Raw genomic sequence first — 19,979 nt, 5'->3', positions numbered from 1 at the left:
ATCGAAAAGGGGAGTAGCAGAAAACAAAGTGATGTCTACGATGAGATATGCGATCGCATTTCATGCCGCTAACACTATTGAATTATTATCCATTCATTGTTTTTTGAGGCGCAGATAGAAGTCATCACCGACTTATTCGAGCATTAATTAATAATTTTTAGCAATCAAATTTTCGATAATTTTTGCAGATTAATGGTTATGATTAACCCTTAAGTTAATCATAACCATAGCCTGTAATTAATGGTTAATGTATACAAATATTAAGTATACGCACTCCTACGCAGGGAAACAAAGCAAGCGTTATACTTTTGGGAAAAGGCTTATTTTAACCCCTGCTTTTAACATTTTCATAAATCAATGACTCTCAATTTTCGCTTTGCCGTAGTCAGCGACTTACACCTGGCACTTCCTCACACAATCTGGGATCACCCTAGCCGCTTTCATCTGGTAGAAGTAAGTATCTCAGCATTTAAAAGTGTACTAGAACATTTAGCACAACTCGATTTAGATTTCTTGTTGTTGCCAGGAGATTTAACCCAGCACGGCGAACCAGAAAACCATGCTTGGTTGCAACAATGTTTAGCCCAGCTACCTTTTCCCGTCTATGTTGTTCCTGGTAATCATGATGTTCCTGTGCTGTTGGGCGATCGGCAATCGATTGCTTTTGCGGATTTTCCTTACTATTACACGAAGTTTGGCTATGACGATCCACAGCAGATGTACTACATTCGTCATTTGCTGCCTGGAGTTAAGCTAATTGGACTGAATTCTAACTCCTTTAATGACCAAGGAGAGCAAGTGGGGTGTTTGGATGCCAAACAGCTGCGGTGGTTAGAAGAGGTGCTGGCGGCATCTGGTGATGAATTAGTTTTGGTGATGGTGCATCATAATGTGGTGGAGCATTTGCCCAATCAATCGAACCATCCATTAGCAAATCGCTATATGTTGTCCAATTCAGCAGAACTATTGCATCTGCTGAGGCGCTACGGAGTCAAGCTAGTATTTACCGGACATTTGCACGTTCAGGATATTGCTTACTCAGATGGAGTATATGATATTACCACTGGTTCTTTAGTGAGCTATCCTCACCCTTACCGAGTGCTAGAGTTTCATCGGGATAACCAAGGTAAAGAATCGTTGCAAATTTTATCCCATCGCGTAGAGTCAGTGCCTGAGTTCCCTGACTTGCAACAGTCATCACGACAGTGGATGGGCGATCGCTCTTTCCCTTTCCTAATTAAGCTACTAACTCACTCTCCATTAAACTTACCGTTATCACAGGCAAAAAAAATAGCTCCTGGTTTGCGCGATTTCTGGGCAACTATTGCTGATGGGGATGCAGTGTTAGATTATCCTCATTTTCCCTCAGAAGTGCGGCGCTATATTCAGACATATAGTGCATCACAGTCTAACTCAGCGATCGCCACTGCTGGAAATTTGACGATGATTGATAATAACAGCACACTGTTGCTGAATAAGAGTTAGGAGTTAGGAGTTTGGAGTTAGAAGGTGATTCAATACTCAGCATTCATTACTGATTTTGACGACAAATTCCAAATGCTGAGGTGTAGGCGTGTAAAAAGGTTCTGCCACCAACAGGGCCGATTTCACCGCCACAGAAAAAGCCACCTATAGGAATATCGTTAAGGTAGCGCTGAAATAATTCAGAATCGAAGTTGGGTTTACCATAGAGTCCTTCACCTCGTCCCAGACAAGAAAACATCAAAGCAGCTACCGCAGAGGGTTCAGATTCTCGCTGGTGTTGATAACTTTGCAGGAGTAATTCGAGGTCTTCAGCAGAGGCTTGGGCATCGCGGAGGTGGAATTGTAGCCTTTGACCAGGACGGACGCGATCGCCAATTGCGATCGCCCCAGCATTTGGATCGACCCCAAGAATACCACGTATTAAAAAGTCTCCTTGCTGCAAAGCCAGCTTGAATTCATCCATTGCCACACCAACAAACAGAGAATGCTGTGCTAGAATCCGTTCTTGTTCGCTGAGACTAGCAATCAAATCTCGCAATACCACTAAAGGCACTTTCTCATCTAACTCTAGAATGATGTTGCGATCGGCTTTTGTGACTTGCAATGGCTTGCCAATCGGTCGGCATCCTTGGGCGACAATCGTTTCCAAAACAATATTGCCAGTCAAAGCTATACCAACAGTGCCCTCACGATACAAGTTTTGCTGTTCCTCACCGTTAGTATCGTTACAAAAAAGGGCAACACGACCACCCATACCTCCGCCACTAGCCTGTCCTCCCACGATCGTCGATCCTGGATAAGCAAAATCTAGCCCCTGCAACAAATCGTTGATTCCAGAGGCAAAGGAACTAGACAGCAAAATGAACTGCGGTGTCGGTGATGGTGGTACACCGATCAAATCAACCCAAGCATCTGGTGAACTGTCTAAGTCAGGTAATTCTTCCGCAACAACATGAAAAACTTGAATCTTGACTCCTGGAAGGTGTGCTAAAGTCAAGCTAATAGCTGGTTCGGCTTCTAATTCTTGGGTTTCTCCGCTCACTGTCGTCCCAATTACACCACCACCACTACAGCCAATTAGCACAGGCACAGAAAGTTTTTCAGCTAACAAGGGTAACAGTCGGGAATACTCACTCGCAAAAGCAGACGAAATGAATACCAGTCCTAGATCCGCAGGTGCTGTTAACGATGAAACAGCTCGTTCCACCACATCTGTAACAGCGGCTTCCAGAGAATGACGGGTTGATAGGGCATTTGCCCACTGCATTTGGTCTGCCATGAGTTTTGAGCTTCTTTCTCTTTTTAGGCTAGTAGATTTTGACTTTTTATTTTGGGAAGAATTGCATCTTACAAGAATTGATGCCAGCCCTTTGTCTCCTCCATCCCAAGAAGTTGGGGTTGTCATTCCCTAATATAGGCATCTAAATATATTGTATGATTATTTATCTATGCTACTAATTCCACAAAATCTTAAAAAATAAAGGTAAATGTACTATAGATACGGTAGCTTGCTGTATTGGTTATAAATCAATAAGCTAAAACACTAACTTATGATTGGCTAAATGGTTAGAATGGTTAGTAATCAAGAGAAAAACTGCCATTTCTGAACATTTTCTATACTAGTATTAACAACACACAACGAGACTAAAGCTAATGACCAACATCCAAGAAACAGCAAAAGGCGACATCCAAGAGAAAATCCAAGAAGAAGTGGAACAAGCGCGTACTGTCTGTGATATTAACGGTAGCAACTCACCAGAGTGTGCTGCTGCTTGGGATGCAGTAGAAGAATTGCAAGCCGAAGCTTCCCACAAGCGCCAAAGCAAGCCAAAAAATTCTCTAGAACAGTATTGTGATGACAATCCAGATGCAATTGAATGCCGGGTTTACGACGACTAGAAATTGAGGCAACTGGATTTTCTGTTGTTTCGTGAGCAAATAATGTTTGGTAAGCAAATAACCAGCATTGCCTAAAGAAGACGCCTAGAGTGGAGGACGTGGAAACTCACCAATGTCCTCCACTCGTAAGCGTTTTATTTAGAGCTAACGATTTTAGTCGTCGAAACAAAAAATAAATTCTTTATTTGAATCAATAGGCTTCTTCCAAAGGGATAAGTTACGATTTCCATAAATTAAACAACCAATTAATTGGCATTAGGGGCGTACATCTGTACGCCCCTATAAATTTTTTATAATACTCGTGACTTCTAGTCATACGAGGTTCAATAAACTATTATCAAGAAGAATTCAGGATGAATGGGAGTTCGACTGACTCCTGAATAAAAGGGTTTAATATCCCTGCCTTATTTAGCAGTCTACAATCCATTAGTGGTATAAAATACTACTTGATTGATTATTTGAACTCCTGACTTCTTTTTTATCTATTGTTTGAGAAAAAATATGGACTATGATATTTGGTTTCGACCTTTCGTCTGGATTGATTACCGACTGGCGGTATTATTTCTGGTAATTATTCCGCTAATTCTTCTAATTTGGGCATTTGTACAAAAAGCGGAAGGCATACAACGCTTATTGGCTATATACTGGCGAGTATCAAGCTTGGTGGCAATCACGATTTACTTAATGATTGCCCAATATCCAGTTAGCTTTATCTCTGGATTTATAGCTCAGATTTTAATCCCGATTTCGTTGTGGTTCTGGGTGGATATCAACGATGAAATTGAGTATCAAACCAGTGGATCTTTGAAATTTATTTTTACCTCTTGGCGCTGGGCGACAACTGTTTATTGTTTTTTGGGCGCACTAGCCTTTATCCCTTTTTTGGGTTGTGCTTTTTCTGCCAGTGTGATGAAGAGTTCTTATTGTCGCGTCTGGTTTGAGATTCCGTTATTATTCAAAGAATATTTTCATGCTAATAGCAAAGCTGAGTTCTTAGGTTTTCTTGGTATAACTAGTTTAGTCATTTATGTGGTTTACTTAAGCTATTTTGTTCTGATTAAGCTGGGCAAACAGGGACGCTCGGCTACACCACAGTAACCCTCGCTACGCCACTTTACTCCTACTCTTAAAACAATGAATTCCATTGGTAAGCGACTGGAACAATACACCGCTAAACGCACCAAAGAAGTCCTAATTGTAACGGTGGAAATTGCCGATGAGGAAGATACAATTGCTATTTTCAAAGGCTTTTCCAGTTCTTTGATGCGTCCAACGGCATTTGATGCAGATGTACCAGTTCTACCAGATGGGGCAAACATCCTCAACATTGACCGAGTAGCCAGTCCTTACAATCCTGAAGCACCCCGTTATATTCAACAAGGAATTTCTTGGTCAGCTATGGAAGCTCTATTATTAGAAGTAGGCGTTTGACTAATTACTAATTCGTAATTCGTTCGTAATTTTGGTGTAATTAAGTAAAATGCCTACTGCTGCTCAAGTAGCAAGTTTGTATCGTATTAGCTATCAACTGACGTATATCATGCTTCAACCCATATACCTCATTTGTGTTGATAATCGGACTCGTAATGTATACATCCTTGCTGGGTATGACGAAGAGATTGAATTCCAAATTTTACCCAACGGAGAGTTATCTGATGAGCCGAATTAATTACGATTCAATGTCTGATGTTGAATTGAAACAGTATTTTCTCAAGCATCGCGGGGATCAAGCCGCTTTTCAAGCATACTTGGACAGGATTAACCAGCGTCCGCGTAGGATTGTTGCAAGCCCTGACGATCCCGATTTTGATGAGAAGGTTCAAGCAGCGATTCGCCAAAAGCTAGAAGCCGCAAGAAATAGTAATCAGCTGTAGACGAAAATCTGTGCAATCGCATTATTTCATGGATTATTGACTCAAGGTGTTGGTCAGGCGATCGCAGTTAAGACAGACTGGATTATACTGTGAGCTTTATTTGGATGGGCTTAGATGCAATATTCACAGGATGCAAACACGCCAAAACAATTCAGTCAATTACAACGTTGGGAAATTGTACAAACCTTGCTACAACGTAAGAACCTGAGCAGTCAGGCAAAACAGGCATTCCACCAAGCTTATCCCAATGCACCAGAAGAGATGCTGAAAACTGCTGTTTTTCACACTTACGTTGATGGGATTGGAGCCGCAATAGACTGGTTAGTTGATTTAGAGTTATTTTTACGTGAACCCAGTCATGAACTAGATACTAGTGTTGCGTATCACCTGCTGTATCACCTGTACAATTGGTATCAGTTCAATGCATTGCTTGCAGATGGGAAAACAGGAGTTTTGGAATGTCTCAAGGAAATTAAGGAGTTGGCTTCAGATGGAGATATAGAGGCAATTCTTGCAGCAGTTGAGGAGCTAGAATCGATGTTTGAAGGCGATCAAAACTATCCTAGTTTTTAGTTAAGCGGCTGTATCACATGAAGCAAGCTACAGATGGATCTAAATTGCTATCTGAAACTGTTTTCTCTACGAGACGCTGCGCGAACAATTTTGAAGAATTATTTAGACATCATAATTTTCAATCCAACAGGGTGGGTTTATGTGAGGTCTCAGCAAAGTGGATAGAACTCAACATCAGTCTTACAAACCGTGGCAGATAGGAGCTTTCCCAAAAAAACGTCGTGATGTGCAATTGCTTAAAGATAGTGACGATGGTCTGGAAATAGACCTCATTTTTTACGATCCAAATCAAACTATCACAGTGAAGTTCACATATACAGAAGTGTATCGGGTTATAGACGAAGGACGCAGGCTCAAGCAACTCCAGCACTTGCCTATACCAATGGAGGAAACATTATATATGGTGTCCAATTCAGATATTGTAGAGGAGTTAGTGGATGAATCTTGCGGAATGTTGGAAACTAAGGATGTGGTTCATTACTTTATTGTTACAGACAATGATTGTATTGACGTTATTACCAAGGCTAATATCAAACCACAATTGGGGAAAAAATGCTAGGTTCAGTGATATAAAATGTCCCGTTCTGGATACACACTTCCCGTCTTTGCGTGCGCTGCTGCTGTTGCAGCTTTACATTGGTTACACGATCGCCAACCCCTAAGCATAGCATCTGTAGATTTGATTGAACCCGCTCAAATCGCAGAAATACCCATTGAACAGGTAGCAGGATTATCTGAGAATACAGCTTTAGCGATCGCTCGTAGCGATCCTGGTGATAATCTCGATTTGACTAAAGATACACCGATTTGGGCATTGGTGGAATGGCGAGAACAGGGTGATGATGCAGTAATTATTAAAGGTGGGGAAGGAATTGGTAGACAATTAAATGCTGATGACAAGCCAGCTATTTATGCTTATGCTCAAAGGCTGTTGCAAGAGAATTTGCAACGAATGCTAGCACCTGGGGAAAAAATCACGGTGACAATTATTCTACCTGAAGGGCGATCGCTAGCTGTTAGAACTTCCAATTCTGCCTTTGGTGTGGTTGAAGGACTTTCCCTTTTAGGCACAACTGGTATTTCTCAACCCTTAAGTACACCAGATCAGCTTGCAGTTTTTCGGGCGGAATTACAAAATAAAGCCAGTCGTTTTGAGAGTTTAGTATTCTGCATTGGGGAGAATGGCCTGGATTTGGCGCGTAAACTAGGGATTAATCCCGAACAATTGGTCAAAACTGCTAACTGGCTCGGCCCAATGTTAGTAGAAGCTGATGTGCTGGGTGTCAAAGAAATCTTATTATTTGGCTATCACGGTAAGCTGATGAAACTAGCCGGAGGGATTTTTCACACCCATCACTACTTGGCTGATGGACGGCGGGAAATTTTAGCAGCTCACTGTGCGATCGCAGGTTTAAAATCACCAGATATCCAAGCTGTATTTAACAGTGCAACTGCTGAAGCAGCACTAACACACCTAAAATCCCTAGATGCTGCAACTGGTAGTGATTGGGTAAATAAAGTTTACAGTGCGATCGCCGAAACTATCGATGTTCGTTCCCAAGAATACATCCAAAGTCATAGCGAAAGCGGCACAAAAGTAACAGTCTGTGGCTCGATTCTCTTCGATCGCGATCGCAAAATTATCGTGAAGAGTAAAACTGCTGGTCTGTTGATGGAAAAATTATGTTAATTTATTATGAATAATCGTAAACAATTCAAAAAAATAATCCTTTAAGTAACCACTCTAGGGTAGATTTATCGTTTTAATACCATCTCCAACTCCGGGGTTTGACAAATGCACGTAAACTAGCGTTTGTCAAGGCTTTCTATACCATTATCAGCCTATCTAGGCTGGATAATAGCATCACCATAGACCACAAAGCATCTATTTATCCTTAACAGATATAACACTTCCGTCATGAATACAGCGGTGACTCTACCAACAGAACAAGCGCCCCAAACATTGGAAAATTTTGGGCGGCTCGATCGCCAATTGATTGTAATTCTGGATTTTGGCTCTCAATATTCTGAGTTGATTGCCCGTCGCATCCGCGAAACTCAAGTATACTCCGAAGTTTTATCCTATCGCACTACTTCTGAACATTTGCGCCAACTCAATCCCAAGGGAATCATCCTCTCAGGTGGTCCAAGTTCAGTTTATGGTGATAACGCTCCCCATTGTGACCCAGAAATCTGGAATTTGGGAATACCCATTTTGGGTGTTTGCTATGGGATGCAGTTGATGGTAAACCAACTTGGTGGGGAAGTGGCAAAGGCCGATCGAGGTGAATACGGCAAAGCCTCATTATATATTGACGATCCCACAGATTTGCTTACTAATGTTGAAGATGGCACTACCATGTGGATGAGTCATGGAGACTCAGTAACTCAAATGCCATCGGGGTTTGAATTGCTAGCACATACAGAAAATACTCCTTGTGCTGCGATCGCCGACCACGAAAAGAAACTTTACGGCGTTCAGTTCCATCCAGAGGTGGTGCATTCTGTTGGTGGTATAGCATTAATCCGTAATTTTGTCTACCATATCTGCGATTGTGAACCCACTTGGACAACAGCGGCTTTTGTTGAAGAAGCAATTCGAGAAATTCGCGCCAGAGTTGGTGAAAAGCGGGTGCTGTTGGCGCTATCTGGGGGAGTGGATTCTTCTACCTTGGCTTTCTTGCTATACAAAGCAATTGGCGAGCAACTGACTTGCGTGTTTATCGATCAAGGCTTTATGCGAAAATATGAGCCAGAGCGATTGGTAAAGCTGTTTCAAGAGCAGTTTCACATTCCTGTTGAATATGTTAACGCCCGCGATCGCTTTTTGGCTAAAGTTGCTGGGGTAACAGATCCTGAAGAAAAACGCCGCCGCATCGGACACGAATTTATCAGTGTATTTGAGGAAACATCCAAGCGCCTCGGTCACTTTGACTATCTAGCTCAAGGAACTCTTTATCCAGATGTGATCGAATCTGCTGACACCAATGTAGATCCCCAAAGTGGTGAGCGGGTAGCGGTGAAAATTAAGAGTCATCACAATGTTGGCGGTTTGCCCAAAGACCTAAGATTTAAATTGGTTGAACCACTGCGGAAACTATTTAAAGATGAAGTCCGCAAACTTGGACGTTCCATTGGTTTACCAGAAGAAATTGTTCAACGGCAACCTTTTCCTGGGCCTGGTTTAGCAATTCGTATTCTGGGGGAAGTTACATCTGAGCGGTTAAATATTTTGCGCGATGCCGATTTGATTGTACGGCAAGAAATTAACCAACGCGGTATGTATCATGATTTCTGGCAAGCATTTGCTGTATTGCTGCCAATTCGTAGTGTTGGCGTTATGGGAGATCAACGTACTTACGCTTACCCCATTGTTTTGCGGATTGTTACCAGTGAAGATGGCATGACTGCTGATTGGGCGAGAGTGCCTTATGATGTCTTGGAAGTGATTTCTACTCGAATTGTGAATGAGGTAAAAGGGGTGAATCGGGTAGTTTATGACATCACCTCTAAGCCACCTGGAACCATTGAATGGGAGTAATCAAGTTTTGAGTTGACTTAACTAAAAGCTCATTACTTTTTGCTATGGTTCAGATTACTTCCAGGAGTTTAGATTCGCATACAGCAGTTTGCAAGTTAATAGTTAGGTGTATTACTTCTGACTCCTAATTCTGACTGGATCTGGAGCGTCTGCGGCTGCGTTTCAATAAGCTTGAGTTAAGAGTTATTGGTGTAGATAATTGGTCTTTAAAAACGCGATCAATAGCGTCTCTACATCTAGGTTTTGAGCTTATCTGAACTAACTGTATTGATTTAAAAATGGCAATGCCGACCTGACTCGTTTTAAGACTTGGCATTGTCTATTTTTTTTGACTTTTTTCAAGCTCCATCAAAATCCAAACATGTTAGTAAAAAAGCAGTCAGTAGTTAACAAGATTATTTTTGAACTTAACTTATTCGTTAAAGTTAATTTTTTAATGTAAAGGAATTTAAACACTAACATAATTTTATCCAGTCGATAATTATAAATGCCAGTGAATAATTAAGCATCAATTGGATGGTGACAAGACAAATTGAGTTATTTTCTAGGAAAATCGGCGCGATCGCAGTAAAATTACCAATGGTATGGTGATAAAGATAAAAAATAAGCAGATCATTGGAAATACATTTCATTCGATCAACATTAATGGAGATGTTATGGAACCTGCTCTTCCCCTTGCTGGCTTAAACATCCTCGTAGTTGATGATGATGATGATAGCCGCTTTTACATTACTACTGTGTTGGAAGCTGATGGAGCCACCATTACGGCAGTTGCATCGGCAGCGGTAGCATTGAAAGTATTACCTGAGTTGCAACCAGATGTCTTGATTTGTGATATTGCTATGCCTGATGAAGATGGCTACACCCTTATTCGCAAGATCCGGGCACTAAAGCCCGATCTTTATGGAAAACTTCCCGCGATCGCTTTAACTGCTTATGGTGATAGCGAGTATCGTAGCCGTGCTTTGGAAGCGGGTTTTCAGACTCATGTGGCTAAACCTGTCGATCCAGGAGAACTAGTTGCGATCGTCGCAGAATTGGTTGCTTCTTATAAGAGTTAATACAAAGATGCAGTTATTTGTCAGTCGTTATTTGTTATTTTCTTTATCTATTTTTTAAACAAAGAAATTAAGGTTATAAAACATCACTTTTGGTAAGGTATTGGTTTGGGAAAAAATGTTGACAATAACACAATATACTTAGGTTCAGGCTTGATCCCCCCTAACTCTCCTTTTTAATGAGGGAATTAAAGCAAGCCTTTTTAAGGGGAACCAGCATAGTATAGGGCGTGATTTAGAATGACTGAGACTACTTTGCTCCAGTTTCAAAACTAATTTGCTCAGATTTATATGCTGGTGGCTCGACGTGAATTAAAATTCTCACTGGACGAAATCGTTCTTCTAATCGGCTTTCTACTTCTTCGGTAATGTGGTGGGCGGTTTCTACGTCTGATGCATCCACTATTAAATGCATTTCAATAAAAACTTGACGACCAAGAACACCACGAGAAGCGATCGCATGACAGTTAATTACACCTGGAACAGAAGTGGCGATCGCGTGTATTGCTTCTGGTGCGATCGCCATTCGATCTACAAGCCAAGGCAAATTCTCTTTTAAAACTGACCAGCCACTCCAAAATACCAACAAGGCGACAGGAAAAGCTAATACCAAATCCATCCATTGATAACCTAGCCAAACTCCTATCAAGCCACCAATTACAGAAATTGTCACCCAAATATCGCTCATGGTGTGTGTCGCATCAGCGATGAGAATTGAGCTACCTACCCGCTTACCCACAGCACGTTCATAAAACGCCACAAAAATATTTACGCCCAGCACAATTAGTAATAACCACAACTCAGGTGGCGATATTTTTATCGGTTCACCACCACCTTTGAGAATTCGTTCGATTGCTCCTTGCAGAATTTCAAAACAGGCTATTCCTAAAAATGAGGCAATTCCTAGAGCGCCTACTGCTTCAAACTTGCTGTGTCCGTAGGGATGCTCGCGATCGGGTTGTGGAGAAGAAAATTTACTCGCAATTAATCCTAAAACGTTGTTGGCGCTATCTGTCACACTATGCAAGGCATCAGCTAATAAACTCAAAGAACCTGTCCAGTAGCCCACAACTGCTTTCAATCCCATTACAAACAGGTTGAGCAATAGAGTAATAATTAAAACCTTTCGTACTTCAGCGCGGTTATCGTAAATCATAGATAATTTATCACATCAAGTTCTATGACTTCTAATGTAGACCTCAAAATAGAAATAAACACAAATGAAGTGTATCAAAGTCTTACACAGTAAGAGCTAAGTCTCTCTATAGTCTCTATGTTTTAGATCAATTTGTTGAGATTCTTTTTAACTAACAACAGCTACAAGTTGGATAGGCATTAGTAACGGCTTTATAAATAACCGCGTATATTTAGCATTAATTTCAGTAATATTTTAATTAACTTTGTTATTAATACATCAACTGAGGTCATATCGAAGTGTATTCAAAGATATTATGATGACCATCATTGGTCTGTATTTACTCTAAATAACCGATCGGCTTAATGAGTGTTATTTACTGCCTGATAAGGATAAGTAAGCTCATGGTTTATTTAGAAAATTGTCACAATTTGAGAAGCGAAATCTGACAGTTTCCACGTCAGATATCCATGTGATACCAAATAGGCGCTATCTTTTACTGTGGCCACGCTTGCAACGCTGTCTCCACAGCCCGCAGGAGTTCTGTTCGGGTAGCTCCGGTTGCCGCCAGAACTGATATTCCACAATTGACCGTCACAACAAAGCGGGCGAGAGCAGCTGGATCTGAATCGGCTGGCAAGTCCCCTTCCGAAATTGCCTGCTCGAAACGCTTACGCAGAGAAGCTTCACTCGATTGTCGGCGTGCAGACAATTCCTGCCGGATCGGATCGGCTGGATCTCCGCATGAAAGCGTGCCATGAACCCAGAGACATCCCGGTGGATTATGTGGATCGGTTCCTAAGTCAACGACTCCGTGCATCATCCTTTCGGCGACCTGGCGCGCAGTCGGCTCTTTGAGAGCTTCACGAAGATAAGCTGATGGCCCGTCGGCATAGCGCTCCAGCACTTTGCGGAATAGAGATTCCTTGTTGCCAAAAGCGGCGTAAAGGCTAGGACGATTAATGCCCATAGCCTCAGTCAGATCCGAGAGGGATGTGCCTAGATAGCCCTTGCGCCAGAACACATACATTGCACGATTGAGCGCGTCATCAGTATCGAACTCGCGGGGTCGGCCTATAGCCGCAGTGTTTTTTTCCTGTTTCATACTCATCAGTATAATAATTTCTTGACAGGCTTACCCCCATGCTTTATATCTATACCAGACGATACAAAACTTTAATGACAAAAGAATACTATGAGCAACAAAAAACTTACAGGTAAGGTGGCATTGGTAACAGGTGGCTCACGCGGTTTGGGGGCAGCGATCGCTAAACGTCTCGCCCAGGATGGGGCAGCTGTTGCCCTCACCTACACTAGCTCGCCGCAAAAAGCCGATGAGGTGGTGCTTGCGATCGAAACAGCAGGTGGACGAGCTTTGGCTATCCGCGCCGACAGTGCCAATGCTGAAGCGGTGAAAAATGCTGTCACCGAGACTGTAAAAGCTTTTGGCCGTCTCGATATCCTCGTGAACAATGCGGGGATCGCCACCTTGGCCACTATCGACGAGTTCTCACTAGATGATTTTGACCGAATCATCGCGGTTAATATTAAGGGCGTGTTTGTGGCAACTCAAGAGGCTGTCCGCCATATCGGCGAGGGGGGAAGGATCATTATGATTGGCAGCGTCAACAGTGACATCATGCCATTTGCTGGTGGTTCCGTTTATGCCTTGACCAAGGGTGCGATCGCTAGTTTTACGCGCGGTCTGGCCCGCGATCTCGGTCCTCGTGGCATCACAGTAAATAATATCCAACCCGGCCCGGTGGATACCGACATGAACCCAGCTGACGGTTCCTTTGCCGACACCATGAGAAGTATGATTGCCCTCCAGCGCTATGGTCGGAGTGAAGAAGTCGCCGATATGGTTTCCTATCTTGCCAGTGCAGAAGCTGGTTTCGTTACTGGTGCGAGTCTGAAAATTGATGGCGGCTTCGCAGCCTGATTCGGCGGTAACAGAACGACAGGGTAATACTCTGGTTGCAAACTAATGAAAGCCTGTTACGTAGTAAGCACTTCAGTGCTTAACACAAGGACTAAAGTCCTTACTACAAACTTATTTACCCAGGAAAAAATACTTGTCTTGACAGACTAACGAATTACGCCAAGCGGTACTAATGGTCTTTGAAGAAGACACCGAGAACTATCAGAGTGGGATTCAGACCCCTTCTTCCGGTAATATAAGTACTTATCAAGAAGTTTTAATAAAAAAAATATGTCTTCAATTCCTCTAACATTGAACTTAATTGAAGGTTCAGTCTCCTTCAGTTTTTCACCCCAAGCAGCACGAGAATTAAAGACAGCGACAGATCAACTGATGGAACGCCTGAAAGCGATCGCTGCTAAACCCACTCCTGGCGGTGGTAGAGTGACTCCCCAGCCTCCCCTGGAATATCGTTATACGGGTGAAGTATTTTTAGAAGTTTTTTGTAATCCTAATATCTGGCCAACGCCCTTCGCAGCCAAAGTTTTGCTGACTGTCCGCAATGTCAACATTCGCTTGACTACTGAAGCTGAACTTACTCGCATCATTGAAGACATTAATCAATATTTAGAGCAAGTAGGATAATAGTTCATCCGATTTTTCTGTGCTTTGCAAGATTTTTTCAGAAAAAATACTATAAAAATTTTGGATTTTGCGAAAGTTGAGCCAGTTGCTTGCGGAGGTTCCCTATCTTGTGGCAACTGATGAACGTTAGCCTGACTTAGCAAACTTTTCAAGGCTGATTTTGGCTTTTAACGGCAAGCAGACAATCGCTTCCCTCAAGTAAGGGATGCAATTTCGGTTCAAATGTGAAGTTCCTACACTTCTATCGGATCGATGTAGGAACTTCGCAGAATCTATATACTAAACTCAAGCCGTGACACCAGATGTACAGAACAAATGGTTTTGATGCCTTCTTTAACTTGAAAAGTTGTATAAGTTCAGACTCAAATGCTTCTGTATTAATCAAAAACGCAAGATTCTGTATAGGGCAATGCTCATTCAAAACTAGAGATTATCCCCCAGATTGAGCGTTGAATCTTTGATGGTGACATCCACACATCAAAAACAAACTCCCAATCCCAAACCCGAAATCAAACATTGATTAGTCGTTGTCCCACTGTTCGCGACCAATTAGGTCGCCAATGCGATCGCGTAACAAAAAGTCACATTTCTCTAATTCACATTCAACGCAAACCCACTCTCTCGCTGGAATGTATTGGCAGAGGCTATATATTGGCTGTTGTCGGCTAACCATTCCCTTTTGCACCAGTCGGCGTGCTTCGTCTTGAATCACGTCTAGAGAGTAGTAATTGATAGAAGGCACCGTATTCACACTCATGGTTTTTACTCACAAATTAACACTTACGATAGTGTTCCCGTTAAAAATTAGGAACAAACATTACAGAAATTAGACTTGTGGCTAAGATTTTGTAGTTTGCTATACGGAACTATTTTTATTTTGACGCTACATCTCCTGAAATTATCTCAAGAAATGTTAAGAAAGTCAACGAATCCTGACATTTCCCGAAAATCCGCTTTACAAAAAAAATTCCAAGTAGTTAACTTAACCTGCTTATGTAGCTGTATGACTTTGATGCCACAAGTCTGAAAGTCTTGCCATTACTGTATTTAGGCAAGATTTGGTGGGTGGGAAGGGTTTATATTGCGATGGCTTACATATCAAATAATCACCTTAAAAGCTGGATCTATAACTGCGGGTATTCATCTAAGGTAAACAACACAATAATATTTGTCAGTTACTGGGGTATAAACTGTTGCAAAACATAACGGACAAAGTATACTACAAAGGCTTTAACCATAGCATCTGTTAACAATTTCTTAAGTAAGCCTGTAATTTCTTAGTTAATTTCAGCACTAACACCATCCAATTTTGTTTTGAAAAACATCTGTAAAAGGGTCGAGTAATTCTCTAATTCGTAATCAGGACACACAGAAACAGGAGTCAGAATTTCAGAATTAGTGAATATTCCACCCATAAAGGAATGGAGTTTTAGCAACGAAGAATGTTTAAACCTTGTTTCGCCTACAAAAAGAGAAGTGTCTTGCTGAATTGGGTTATGTTCACATTAAAACAGACGCGATCTAGTCACGTCTGTAAACTGTTTGGCGGATTTGCTGAGATTAATTGTTCTGAAGTTACATTGTTGTTTTAGTTACTTATTCGGAGAATTCTTCATCATTTTGAACAGTGCTGTCTTCTACTGCTACCAGATTTTCTGGCGGGCGATCGTGGTTAAGTTGGTTTAGTAGTGCCAATACTTTATTACCGCGTTCTATAGAGCGATCTTCGAGAAATATCACCTCTGGTGTACGACGTAAGCGTACCCGCGCCCCAAGTTCGCTGCGGACATAACCTGTGGCCGACTTTAAGCCTGCCATTGTTTCTACCTTAGCTTCATCTGTACCATAGATGCTGACGTAGATTTTGGCGTGTTGGAGATCGCCGGAAACATCAACATCAGTCACACTGACCATTCCAGTACCCACACGGTCATCCTTAATTCCGTTAAGCAGCATTTGGCTAACTTCCCGTTTGATCAGTTCAGCAACGCGGGAAACCCGACGATTTGTAGCCATAAAAATTTCGCCTCATCACAGAGGTTGTACGACAAAAATAGATGCAAAATAGACAGTACTTAGCGGGAGCAACGCCAAAAGCAACCGTCTGTGGGGCACAGCCCCGATATAACGCTAGTCTAGATTGGACTCAAGCCCAGCATTGCCCGTAGGGTGAAAGTCAGGAAGACTAGGCTGCTCACAAATAACCCCAAGATAGCGATCAAAGTGATAGGGCGTTTCAACAATGGCATTAATGGCGCAAAGGTGTTCAGAAACAAGCCTAAGACAATCGTAATTAAGTATCGGGGGTAGCGAAAAACGTTATCCCAAAATCCGTCAAACATCTGAATGTAAACTGCCTTGTTATATACTTACGTTTGTTTTGATATGCTTTATCTACTCAATTGTAATATATGTGGCTAGAAATTTAGCCAGTTAATCTAAAATTTGGCTTGTCGGTTATATTGGCTTTATTTAGTCATAATTATTTTCAGTTAAATTGTAAGTAAATGGTAATTCAAGTCTCGAAGGAAACTAGCCCGCGTCCATTTTTGAAGTGGGCAGGGGGTAAAAGTCGGTTGATACAGCAATATATTCCTTATTTTCCCAAGAGTTATAAAAATTACTATGAGCCATTTTTAGGTGGTGGTGCTGTTTTTTTCTATCTCCAACCAAGTGCAGCCATTTTAACTGATATTAATGCCGAATTAATTAACACTTATTGTTGCGTTAGAGATCGGGTTGAGGAATTAATTTCTCTACTAAAAGAGCATAAAATCCGACATGATAAAGATTATTACTATAGTGTCAGAAACAATTCTAGTGGTACTGATATAGAAAAAGCGGCTCGTCTAATTTATCTTAATAAGACTTGTTTTAATGGTCTTTATCGAGTCAATTCACAGGGAAAATTCAATGTGCCATTAGGCAGATATAACAATCCAAATATTTGTGCTGAGGTTTTACTAAAAGCAGCTTCAGAAGCCCTTTCCCATGCAGAAATTAAACAAGCAGATTTTACAGAAGTCCTAAATCATGCGACTAGCAGTGACGACTTTGTATTTTTTGATCCGCCCTACCATCCTATCAGTGATACTAGCTATTTCACTGCTTATAGTCAAAATTGCTTTAGTCAAAAAGACCAAGAACTTTTAAGAGATACTTGTGCAGAGTTAGCAAGTCGTGGTGTCAAAGTTATGATATGCAATTCTGATAGTGAATTTATTAAAAAAATTTATACTGATATCAATTTTGAAACCTATAAAATTAAAGCAACGCGTTCAATTAACTCAAATATAAAAAATAGAGGCGTTATTAACGAACTCTTAATTACATCTTTATTTTAAAGATTTTTATTTGCCCAAGCAATAAATCTATCTAAGCTATAGACTGCTAATAAATTATGGTTATCATTAACTCTTGCTTTCAGCCATTTGCTTGCGCCTTCTCGCATACCTTCACCGCCTAAAATTACGATAGTTGGTGCTGGGTAATAGTGCTGAATGTTCATGTTCAAGTAAGGAAATTTTTCATCAACTGAACCGGGGCTTTCTTGCCATTTGCACTCGAAAATTAAACCAGATGGCATTGCAGATGAGCCGACAACATAAAAATCAACCTTCAGATAGGTATGATAAATTCCAGTTCCAATATAAACCTCTTTGCCATAACGTTTTGGCAATAAAGTAGCATTTAGTATAAATTCTTTTTGGACATAGCTTCCTACTTGGAAATAATTATGCCCATGCAAGATTGCTTCTACATTTGCTTCTAAAATATTCCCAGACTTATTTGCCCGTCCGCCTTGAGTCAGAGCCATCCTAAATCCCTCTGCCAAAAGTCCTGCTTATTATAGGATTTCACAGAAGCAGTAAAAAAGGTTCAGTTGCTTAATATGAATTTTTTATTTTGGCTAAACGAGGTTGGATTAATAGGTAAAAAATCCGAATTTATTGGTATTTTTGTACTAAACAAATACAAATGTATTAATAATTTGGATTAGTGAATGAGTTACTAATTCAGGTAATAGTTAAAATAATGGATTTATCTTTAGTCTCAAAGAGCAACTATTGTAAGCGACTACGCCATTTTTCTGGGTTTTGGAAACAGTGGAAAACAGCGTAGAGAATAATCTCCTGTTTATTAAACTCCTAAAAAACGACGTAGGGAAAACGCCTAATTGTAGCGCGGCGATAGGTTTCATGAACAATCTGGTATGTCCTGGGGTGACGCTGAATTAAATTCAGGCAGGCATCAATACATCGTAGGAACTCAGCGCTTAACCTAAATTCGCGCCCCTTGTAGCAGTCATAAGCCTCAATAATATCTAGTTGTGCGGCATAAGGATAGTTAACTTGTCTAGCCATGACGTTGAGAGATTCTAGCTTTTACATCTTCAACAACCTCTGTAATAACTAGAATTTAGCTTGAATAAATTTTAGTGATTTCGCCTTGACTTCAACCTGTCTGGGCTTCAGTATGACCGTTGCGGATAGACCATGCGATTTCTAAAAGTTGAGTCCAGCGCTTTTGCAGTTGTTTAGGGGTGCATTTGATGGCTTTAGCGATCGCAATGTCGTTTTCCCGTGCAGTTTTTAACTGTAATATTTGCTGTTGTTGTTCTGTGAGTTGATTTACAAAGATTTCCCATTGCTGGGAAGATAAACCCAGTTTTTGCTCTAAACCTGCACCTAACCATTGATGTACCAATTGCCAGTGGTGTTGCTTGGCAAACTTTTCTACGTGGTATTTAAAGCGCTGTTGGAGATAATCGCGTTGACGGCTGGTTAAACCGAGAATTTGGTCAATTTCTGGGGCTGAAAGGTCTTGAAGTTTCAAGCTGAGATAGTTCATACAATCAGATTGACCTTGAGACTCCAGGTATTTCATCAATTCAGTGATGACGCGATCGCGTTCTGATTCTTCAGATGGATCGAAATTAGTTTGGGCAATCATTTGCGATCGCAGTTGTTGCACCGCCGAGTTACGCTGGTAAGATTCTGCTTCTTCACCCTTAGCAGACTCTACCGCCATTTCAATATCCACGGTAGTTTCTTGGGGCTGACGACGAGCAAAACCTTGGGCCCGCAAGATAATCAATTGCTGATTTGCACCACCAGGTAAATTGATCCGGCGTTTGGCATACTGTTCTGTAAAAGCCATGTATTCAGCTAATTGCAGCTGAGTACGCGGCGTGTGATTCTCTGGTAGTTCGTTTTCTCTACGGAAAGCTTTAATCGCTTCGATATAAAATGCTTGTAAAAAATCTTCAATCAGGCTGTAACGAGCATCAAAGCCCAATTCAGAACCGGACATAGTTACATGACGGTAAACCATAGCACCCAAATTGCTATGTAATTCCACCCGCCCTTGTTTGGAACCTAGTTGGTAGTAACGTAAGCATTTTTGCATCCGATGCCTTCCCAAAGTCATCTGCCAAGACTTGATTTCCCCAGATGTTTGAATGCGGGAGCTTTTATCGCAAATGCGTTCTACTTCTACGGCTATGCGCTTTGCTAAAGCTTCTACACACTTGGGTGTTGCTTTCACTTGCGCTTGCATTTCCTCAGACAGCAATTGAATCAAGCGATCGCTGCTGCTATTTGAAAATTCTTCTGTCGAAACGTGGTTCTCAAAAATTGGTGTAGAGTTTGGTAGATTGACGACGTTAGCTTTCATGACTTTTCCAGTAGTATTGCACCGTAATTACAACGCAGACACAGCAATCAAGGCTGTCCAAGGCTTGTGAATCTTTAGGCATTCATCCATCAAGACTTGCCGTATATAATGCTCACATCTAAAGCTCATATATCAAAACTATAGGAAATACGAAAGAGTTACAGTTATGGCA

The 19,979-nt window shown here is 41.3% G+C and carries 24 protein-coding genes and 1 pseudogene; 15 read left to right on the top strand and 10 right to left on the bottom strand.

Translation table 11 applies throughout. From position 1 onward, the window contains the following. The first annotated feature begins 357 nt into the window (after window positions 1–357). Window positions 358–1,485: a metallophosphoesterase family protein gene (locus tag V7K53_RS23825; protein WP_335200023.1), complete on the top strand. Its 1,128-nt coding sequence runs from the start codon at window positions 358–360 to the stop codon at window positions 1,483–1,485. A 46-nt stretch (window positions 1,486–1,531) separates the two neighbouring features. Here the strand turns inward: V7K53_RS23825 and V7K53_RS23820 are convergent, their stop codons facing one another. Next, on the bottom strand, window positions 1,532–2,764 hold the full coding sequence (locus V7K53_RS23820) for an FIST signal transduction protein (RefSeq protein WP_335200022.1): 1,233 nt from the start codon (window positions 2,762–2,764) through the stop codon (window positions 1,532–1,534). Here V7K53_RS23820 and V7K53_RS23815 point away from each other — a divergent pair. From V7K53_RS23815 to V7K53_RS23765, 11 genes are all read left to right on the top strand, one after another. Next, window positions 2,763–2,897 carry a hypothetical protein gene (locus tag V7K53_RS23815; RefSeq protein ID WP_334841005.1) on the top strand — a complete coding sequence of 45 codons (135 nt, stop codon included), beginning with the start codon at window positions 2,763–2,765 and terminating at the stop codon, window positions 2,895–2,897. The two genes, V7K53_RS23820 and V7K53_RS23815, sit on opposite strands and share 2 nt — an antisense overlap. A gap of 241 nt (window positions 2,898–3,138) precedes the next feature. After that, window positions 3,139–3,384, top strand: a complete 246-nt coding sequence (locus V7K53_RS23810) for a Calvin cycle protein CP12 (protein WP_069074399.1) — start codon at window positions 3,139–3,141, stop codon at window positions 3,382–3,384. Window positions 3,385–3,885: 501 nt separating this feature from the next. Further along, a complete protein-coding gene (locus V7K53_RS23805; protein ID WP_335200021.1) occupies window positions 3,886–4,482 on the top strand; it encodes a DUF3177 family protein in 597 nt (198 codons plus the stop codon). Window positions 4,483–4,518: 36 nt separating this feature from the next. Further along, entirely contained in the window at window positions 4,519–4,815 is a 297-nt protein-coding gene (locus tag V7K53_RS23800; RefSeq protein ID WP_335200020.1) for a DUF7734 family protein, read from the top strand. Between the two features lie 49 nt (window positions 4,816–4,864). After that, the gene (locus V7K53_RS23795) at window positions 4,865–5,053 is read left to right on the top strand and encodes a DUF6888 family protein (RefSeq protein WP_099099501.1); all 189 of its coding nucleotides are present in this window, start codon (window positions 4,865–4,867) and stop codon (window positions 5,051–5,053) included. Then, window positions 5,040–5,258: a DUF6887 family protein gene (locus tag V7K53_RS23790; RefSeq protein WP_335200019.1), complete on the top strand. Its 219-nt coding sequence runs from the start codon at window positions 5,040–5,042 to the stop codon at window positions 5,256–5,258. Before V7K53_RS23795 ends, V7K53_RS23790 begins: the two co-directional genes overlap by 14 nt. A gap of 114 nt (window positions 5,259–5,372) precedes the next feature. Further along, complete coding sequence (locus V7K53_RS23785) at window positions 5,373–5,831, top strand: hypothetical protein (protein ID WP_335200018.1); 459 nt, start codon at window positions 5,373–5,375, stop codon at window positions 5,829–5,831. A gap of 157 nt (window positions 5,832–5,988) precedes the next feature. After that, window positions 5,989–6,390, top strand: coding sequence for a hypothetical protein (locus V7K53_RS23780; protein ID WP_335200017.1), 402 nt, complete (start codon window positions 5,989–5,991; stop codon window positions 6,388–6,390). 15 nt (window positions 6,391–6,405) lie between these two features. Further along, on the top strand, window positions 6,406–7,521 hold the full coding sequence (gene cbiD, locus V7K53_RS23775) for a cobalt-precorrin-5B (C(1))-methyltransferase CbiD (RefSeq protein ID WP_335200016.1): 1,116 nt from the start codon (window positions 6,406–6,408) through the stop codon (window positions 7,519–7,521). A gap of 228 nt (window positions 7,522–7,749) precedes the next feature. Further along, window positions 7,750–9,372, top strand: a complete 1,623-nt coding sequence (gene guaA / locus V7K53_RS23770) for a glutamine-hydrolyzing GMP synthase (protein WP_335200015.1) — start codon at window positions 7,750–7,752, stop codon at window positions 9,370–9,372. Between the two features lie 656 nt (window positions 9,373–10,028). Continuing rightward, window positions 10,029–10,433: a response regulator gene (locus V7K53_RS23765; RefSeq protein ID WP_335200014.1), complete on the top strand. Its 405-nt coding sequence runs from the start codon at window positions 10,029–10,031 to the stop codon at window positions 10,431–10,433. 247 nt (window positions 10,434–10,680) lie between these two features. Here the strand turns inward: V7K53_RS23765 and V7K53_RS23760 are convergent, their stop codons facing one another. The 3 genes and pseudogenes from V7K53_RS23760 to V7K53_RS34120 all read right to left on the bottom strand — a co-directional run. Further along, on the bottom strand, window positions 10,681–11,586 hold the full coding sequence (locus V7K53_RS23760; protein WP_335200013.1) for a cation diffusion facilitator family transporter: 906 nt from the start codon (window positions 11,584–11,586) through the stop codon (window positions 10,681–10,683). Between the two features lie 475 nt (window positions 11,587–12,061). Continuing rightward, window positions 12,062–12,388: a TetR family transcriptional regulator C-terminal domain-containing protein gene (locus V7K53_RS23755; protein ID WP_335200011.1), complete on the bottom strand. Its 327-nt coding sequence runs from the start codon at window positions 12,386–12,388 to the stop codon at window positions 12,062–12,064. Window positions 12,389–12,484: 96 nt separating this feature from the next. Continuing rightward, window positions 12,485–12,595 (bottom strand): annotated as a pseudogene (locus tag V7K53_RS34120) (TetR/AcrR family transcriptional regulator); the annotation flags it as partial. Window positions 12,596–12,760: 165 nt separating this feature from the next. Here V7K53_RS34120 and V7K53_RS23750 point away from each other — a divergent pair. Beyond that, window positions 12,761–13,507: a 3-oxoacyl-ACP reductase family protein gene (locus V7K53_RS23750; protein ID WP_335200009.1), complete on the top strand. Its 747-nt coding sequence runs from the start codon at window positions 12,761–12,763 to the stop codon at window positions 13,505–13,507. A gap of 270 nt (window positions 13,508–13,777) precedes the next feature. Beyond that, entirely contained in the window at window positions 13,778–14,131 is a 354-nt protein-coding gene (locus V7K53_RS23745; RefSeq protein ID WP_194046709.1) for a hypothetical protein, read from the top strand. A 520-nt stretch (window positions 14,132–14,651) separates the two neighbouring features. Here the strand turns inward: V7K53_RS23745 and V7K53_RS23740 are convergent. From V7K53_RS23740 to V7K53_RS23730, 3 genes are all read right to left on the bottom strand, one after another. Next, a complete protein-coding gene (locus tag V7K53_RS23740) occupies window positions 14,652–14,888 on the bottom strand; it encodes a DUF4327 family protein (RefSeq protein WP_094347157.1) in 237 nt (78 codons plus the stop codon). An 839-nt stretch (window positions 14,889–15,727) separates the two neighbouring features. Next, complete coding sequence (rbfA, locus tag V7K53_RS23735; protein WP_099099512.1) at window positions 15,728–16,147, bottom strand: 30S ribosome-binding factor RbfA; 420 nt, start codon at window positions 16,145–16,147, stop codon at window positions 15,728–15,730. A gap of 119 nt (window positions 16,148–16,266) precedes the next feature. After that, window positions 16,267–16,473, bottom strand: a complete 207-nt coding sequence (locus tag V7K53_RS23730; RefSeq protein WP_335200007.1) for a DUF751 family protein — start codon at window positions 16,471–16,473, stop codon at window positions 16,267–16,269. A 165-nt stretch (window positions 16,474–16,638) separates the two neighbouring features. Between V7K53_RS23730 and V7K53_RS23725 the strand changes: the two genes are divergently transcribed. Then, a complete protein-coding gene (locus tag V7K53_RS23725; protein ID WP_335200006.1) occupies window positions 16,639–17,475 on the top strand; it encodes a DNA adenine methylase in 837 nt (278 codons plus the stop codon). Here V7K53_RS23725 and V7K53_RS23720 read toward each other — a convergent pair. The 3 genes from V7K53_RS23720 to V7K53_RS23710 form a co-directional block, all read right to left on the bottom strand. Then, window positions 17,472–17,948, bottom strand: a complete 477-nt coding sequence (locus V7K53_RS23720) for a PD-(D/E)XK nuclease superfamily protein (protein ID WP_335200005.1) — start codon at window positions 17,946–17,948, stop codon at window positions 17,472–17,474. The genes V7K53_RS23725 and V7K53_RS23720 overlap by 4 nt on opposite strands. A gap of 331 nt (window positions 17,949–18,279) precedes the next feature. Further along, a complete protein-coding gene (locus V7K53_RS23715) occupies window positions 18,280–18,495 on the bottom strand; it encodes a type II toxin-antitoxin system RelE/ParE family toxin (RefSeq protein WP_335200004.1) in 216 nt (71 codons plus the stop codon). Window positions 18,496–18,586: 91 nt separating this feature from the next. Further along, on the bottom strand, window positions 18,587–19,807 hold the full coding sequence (locus V7K53_RS23710; RefSeq protein ID WP_335200003.1) for a HetZ-related protein: 1,221 nt from the start codon (window positions 19,805–19,807) through the stop codon (window positions 18,587–18,589). Between the last annotated feature and the right edge of the window lie 172 nt (window positions 19,808–19,979).

This window comes from Nostoc sp. (assembly GCF_036917355.1).
Lineage (GTDB): Bacteria > Cyanobacteriota > Cyanobacteriia > Cyanobacteriales > Nostocaceae > Nostoc.
Note: the sequence above shows the minus strand (reverse complement) of the source record. Positions and strands in the feature narration are given on the sequence as shown.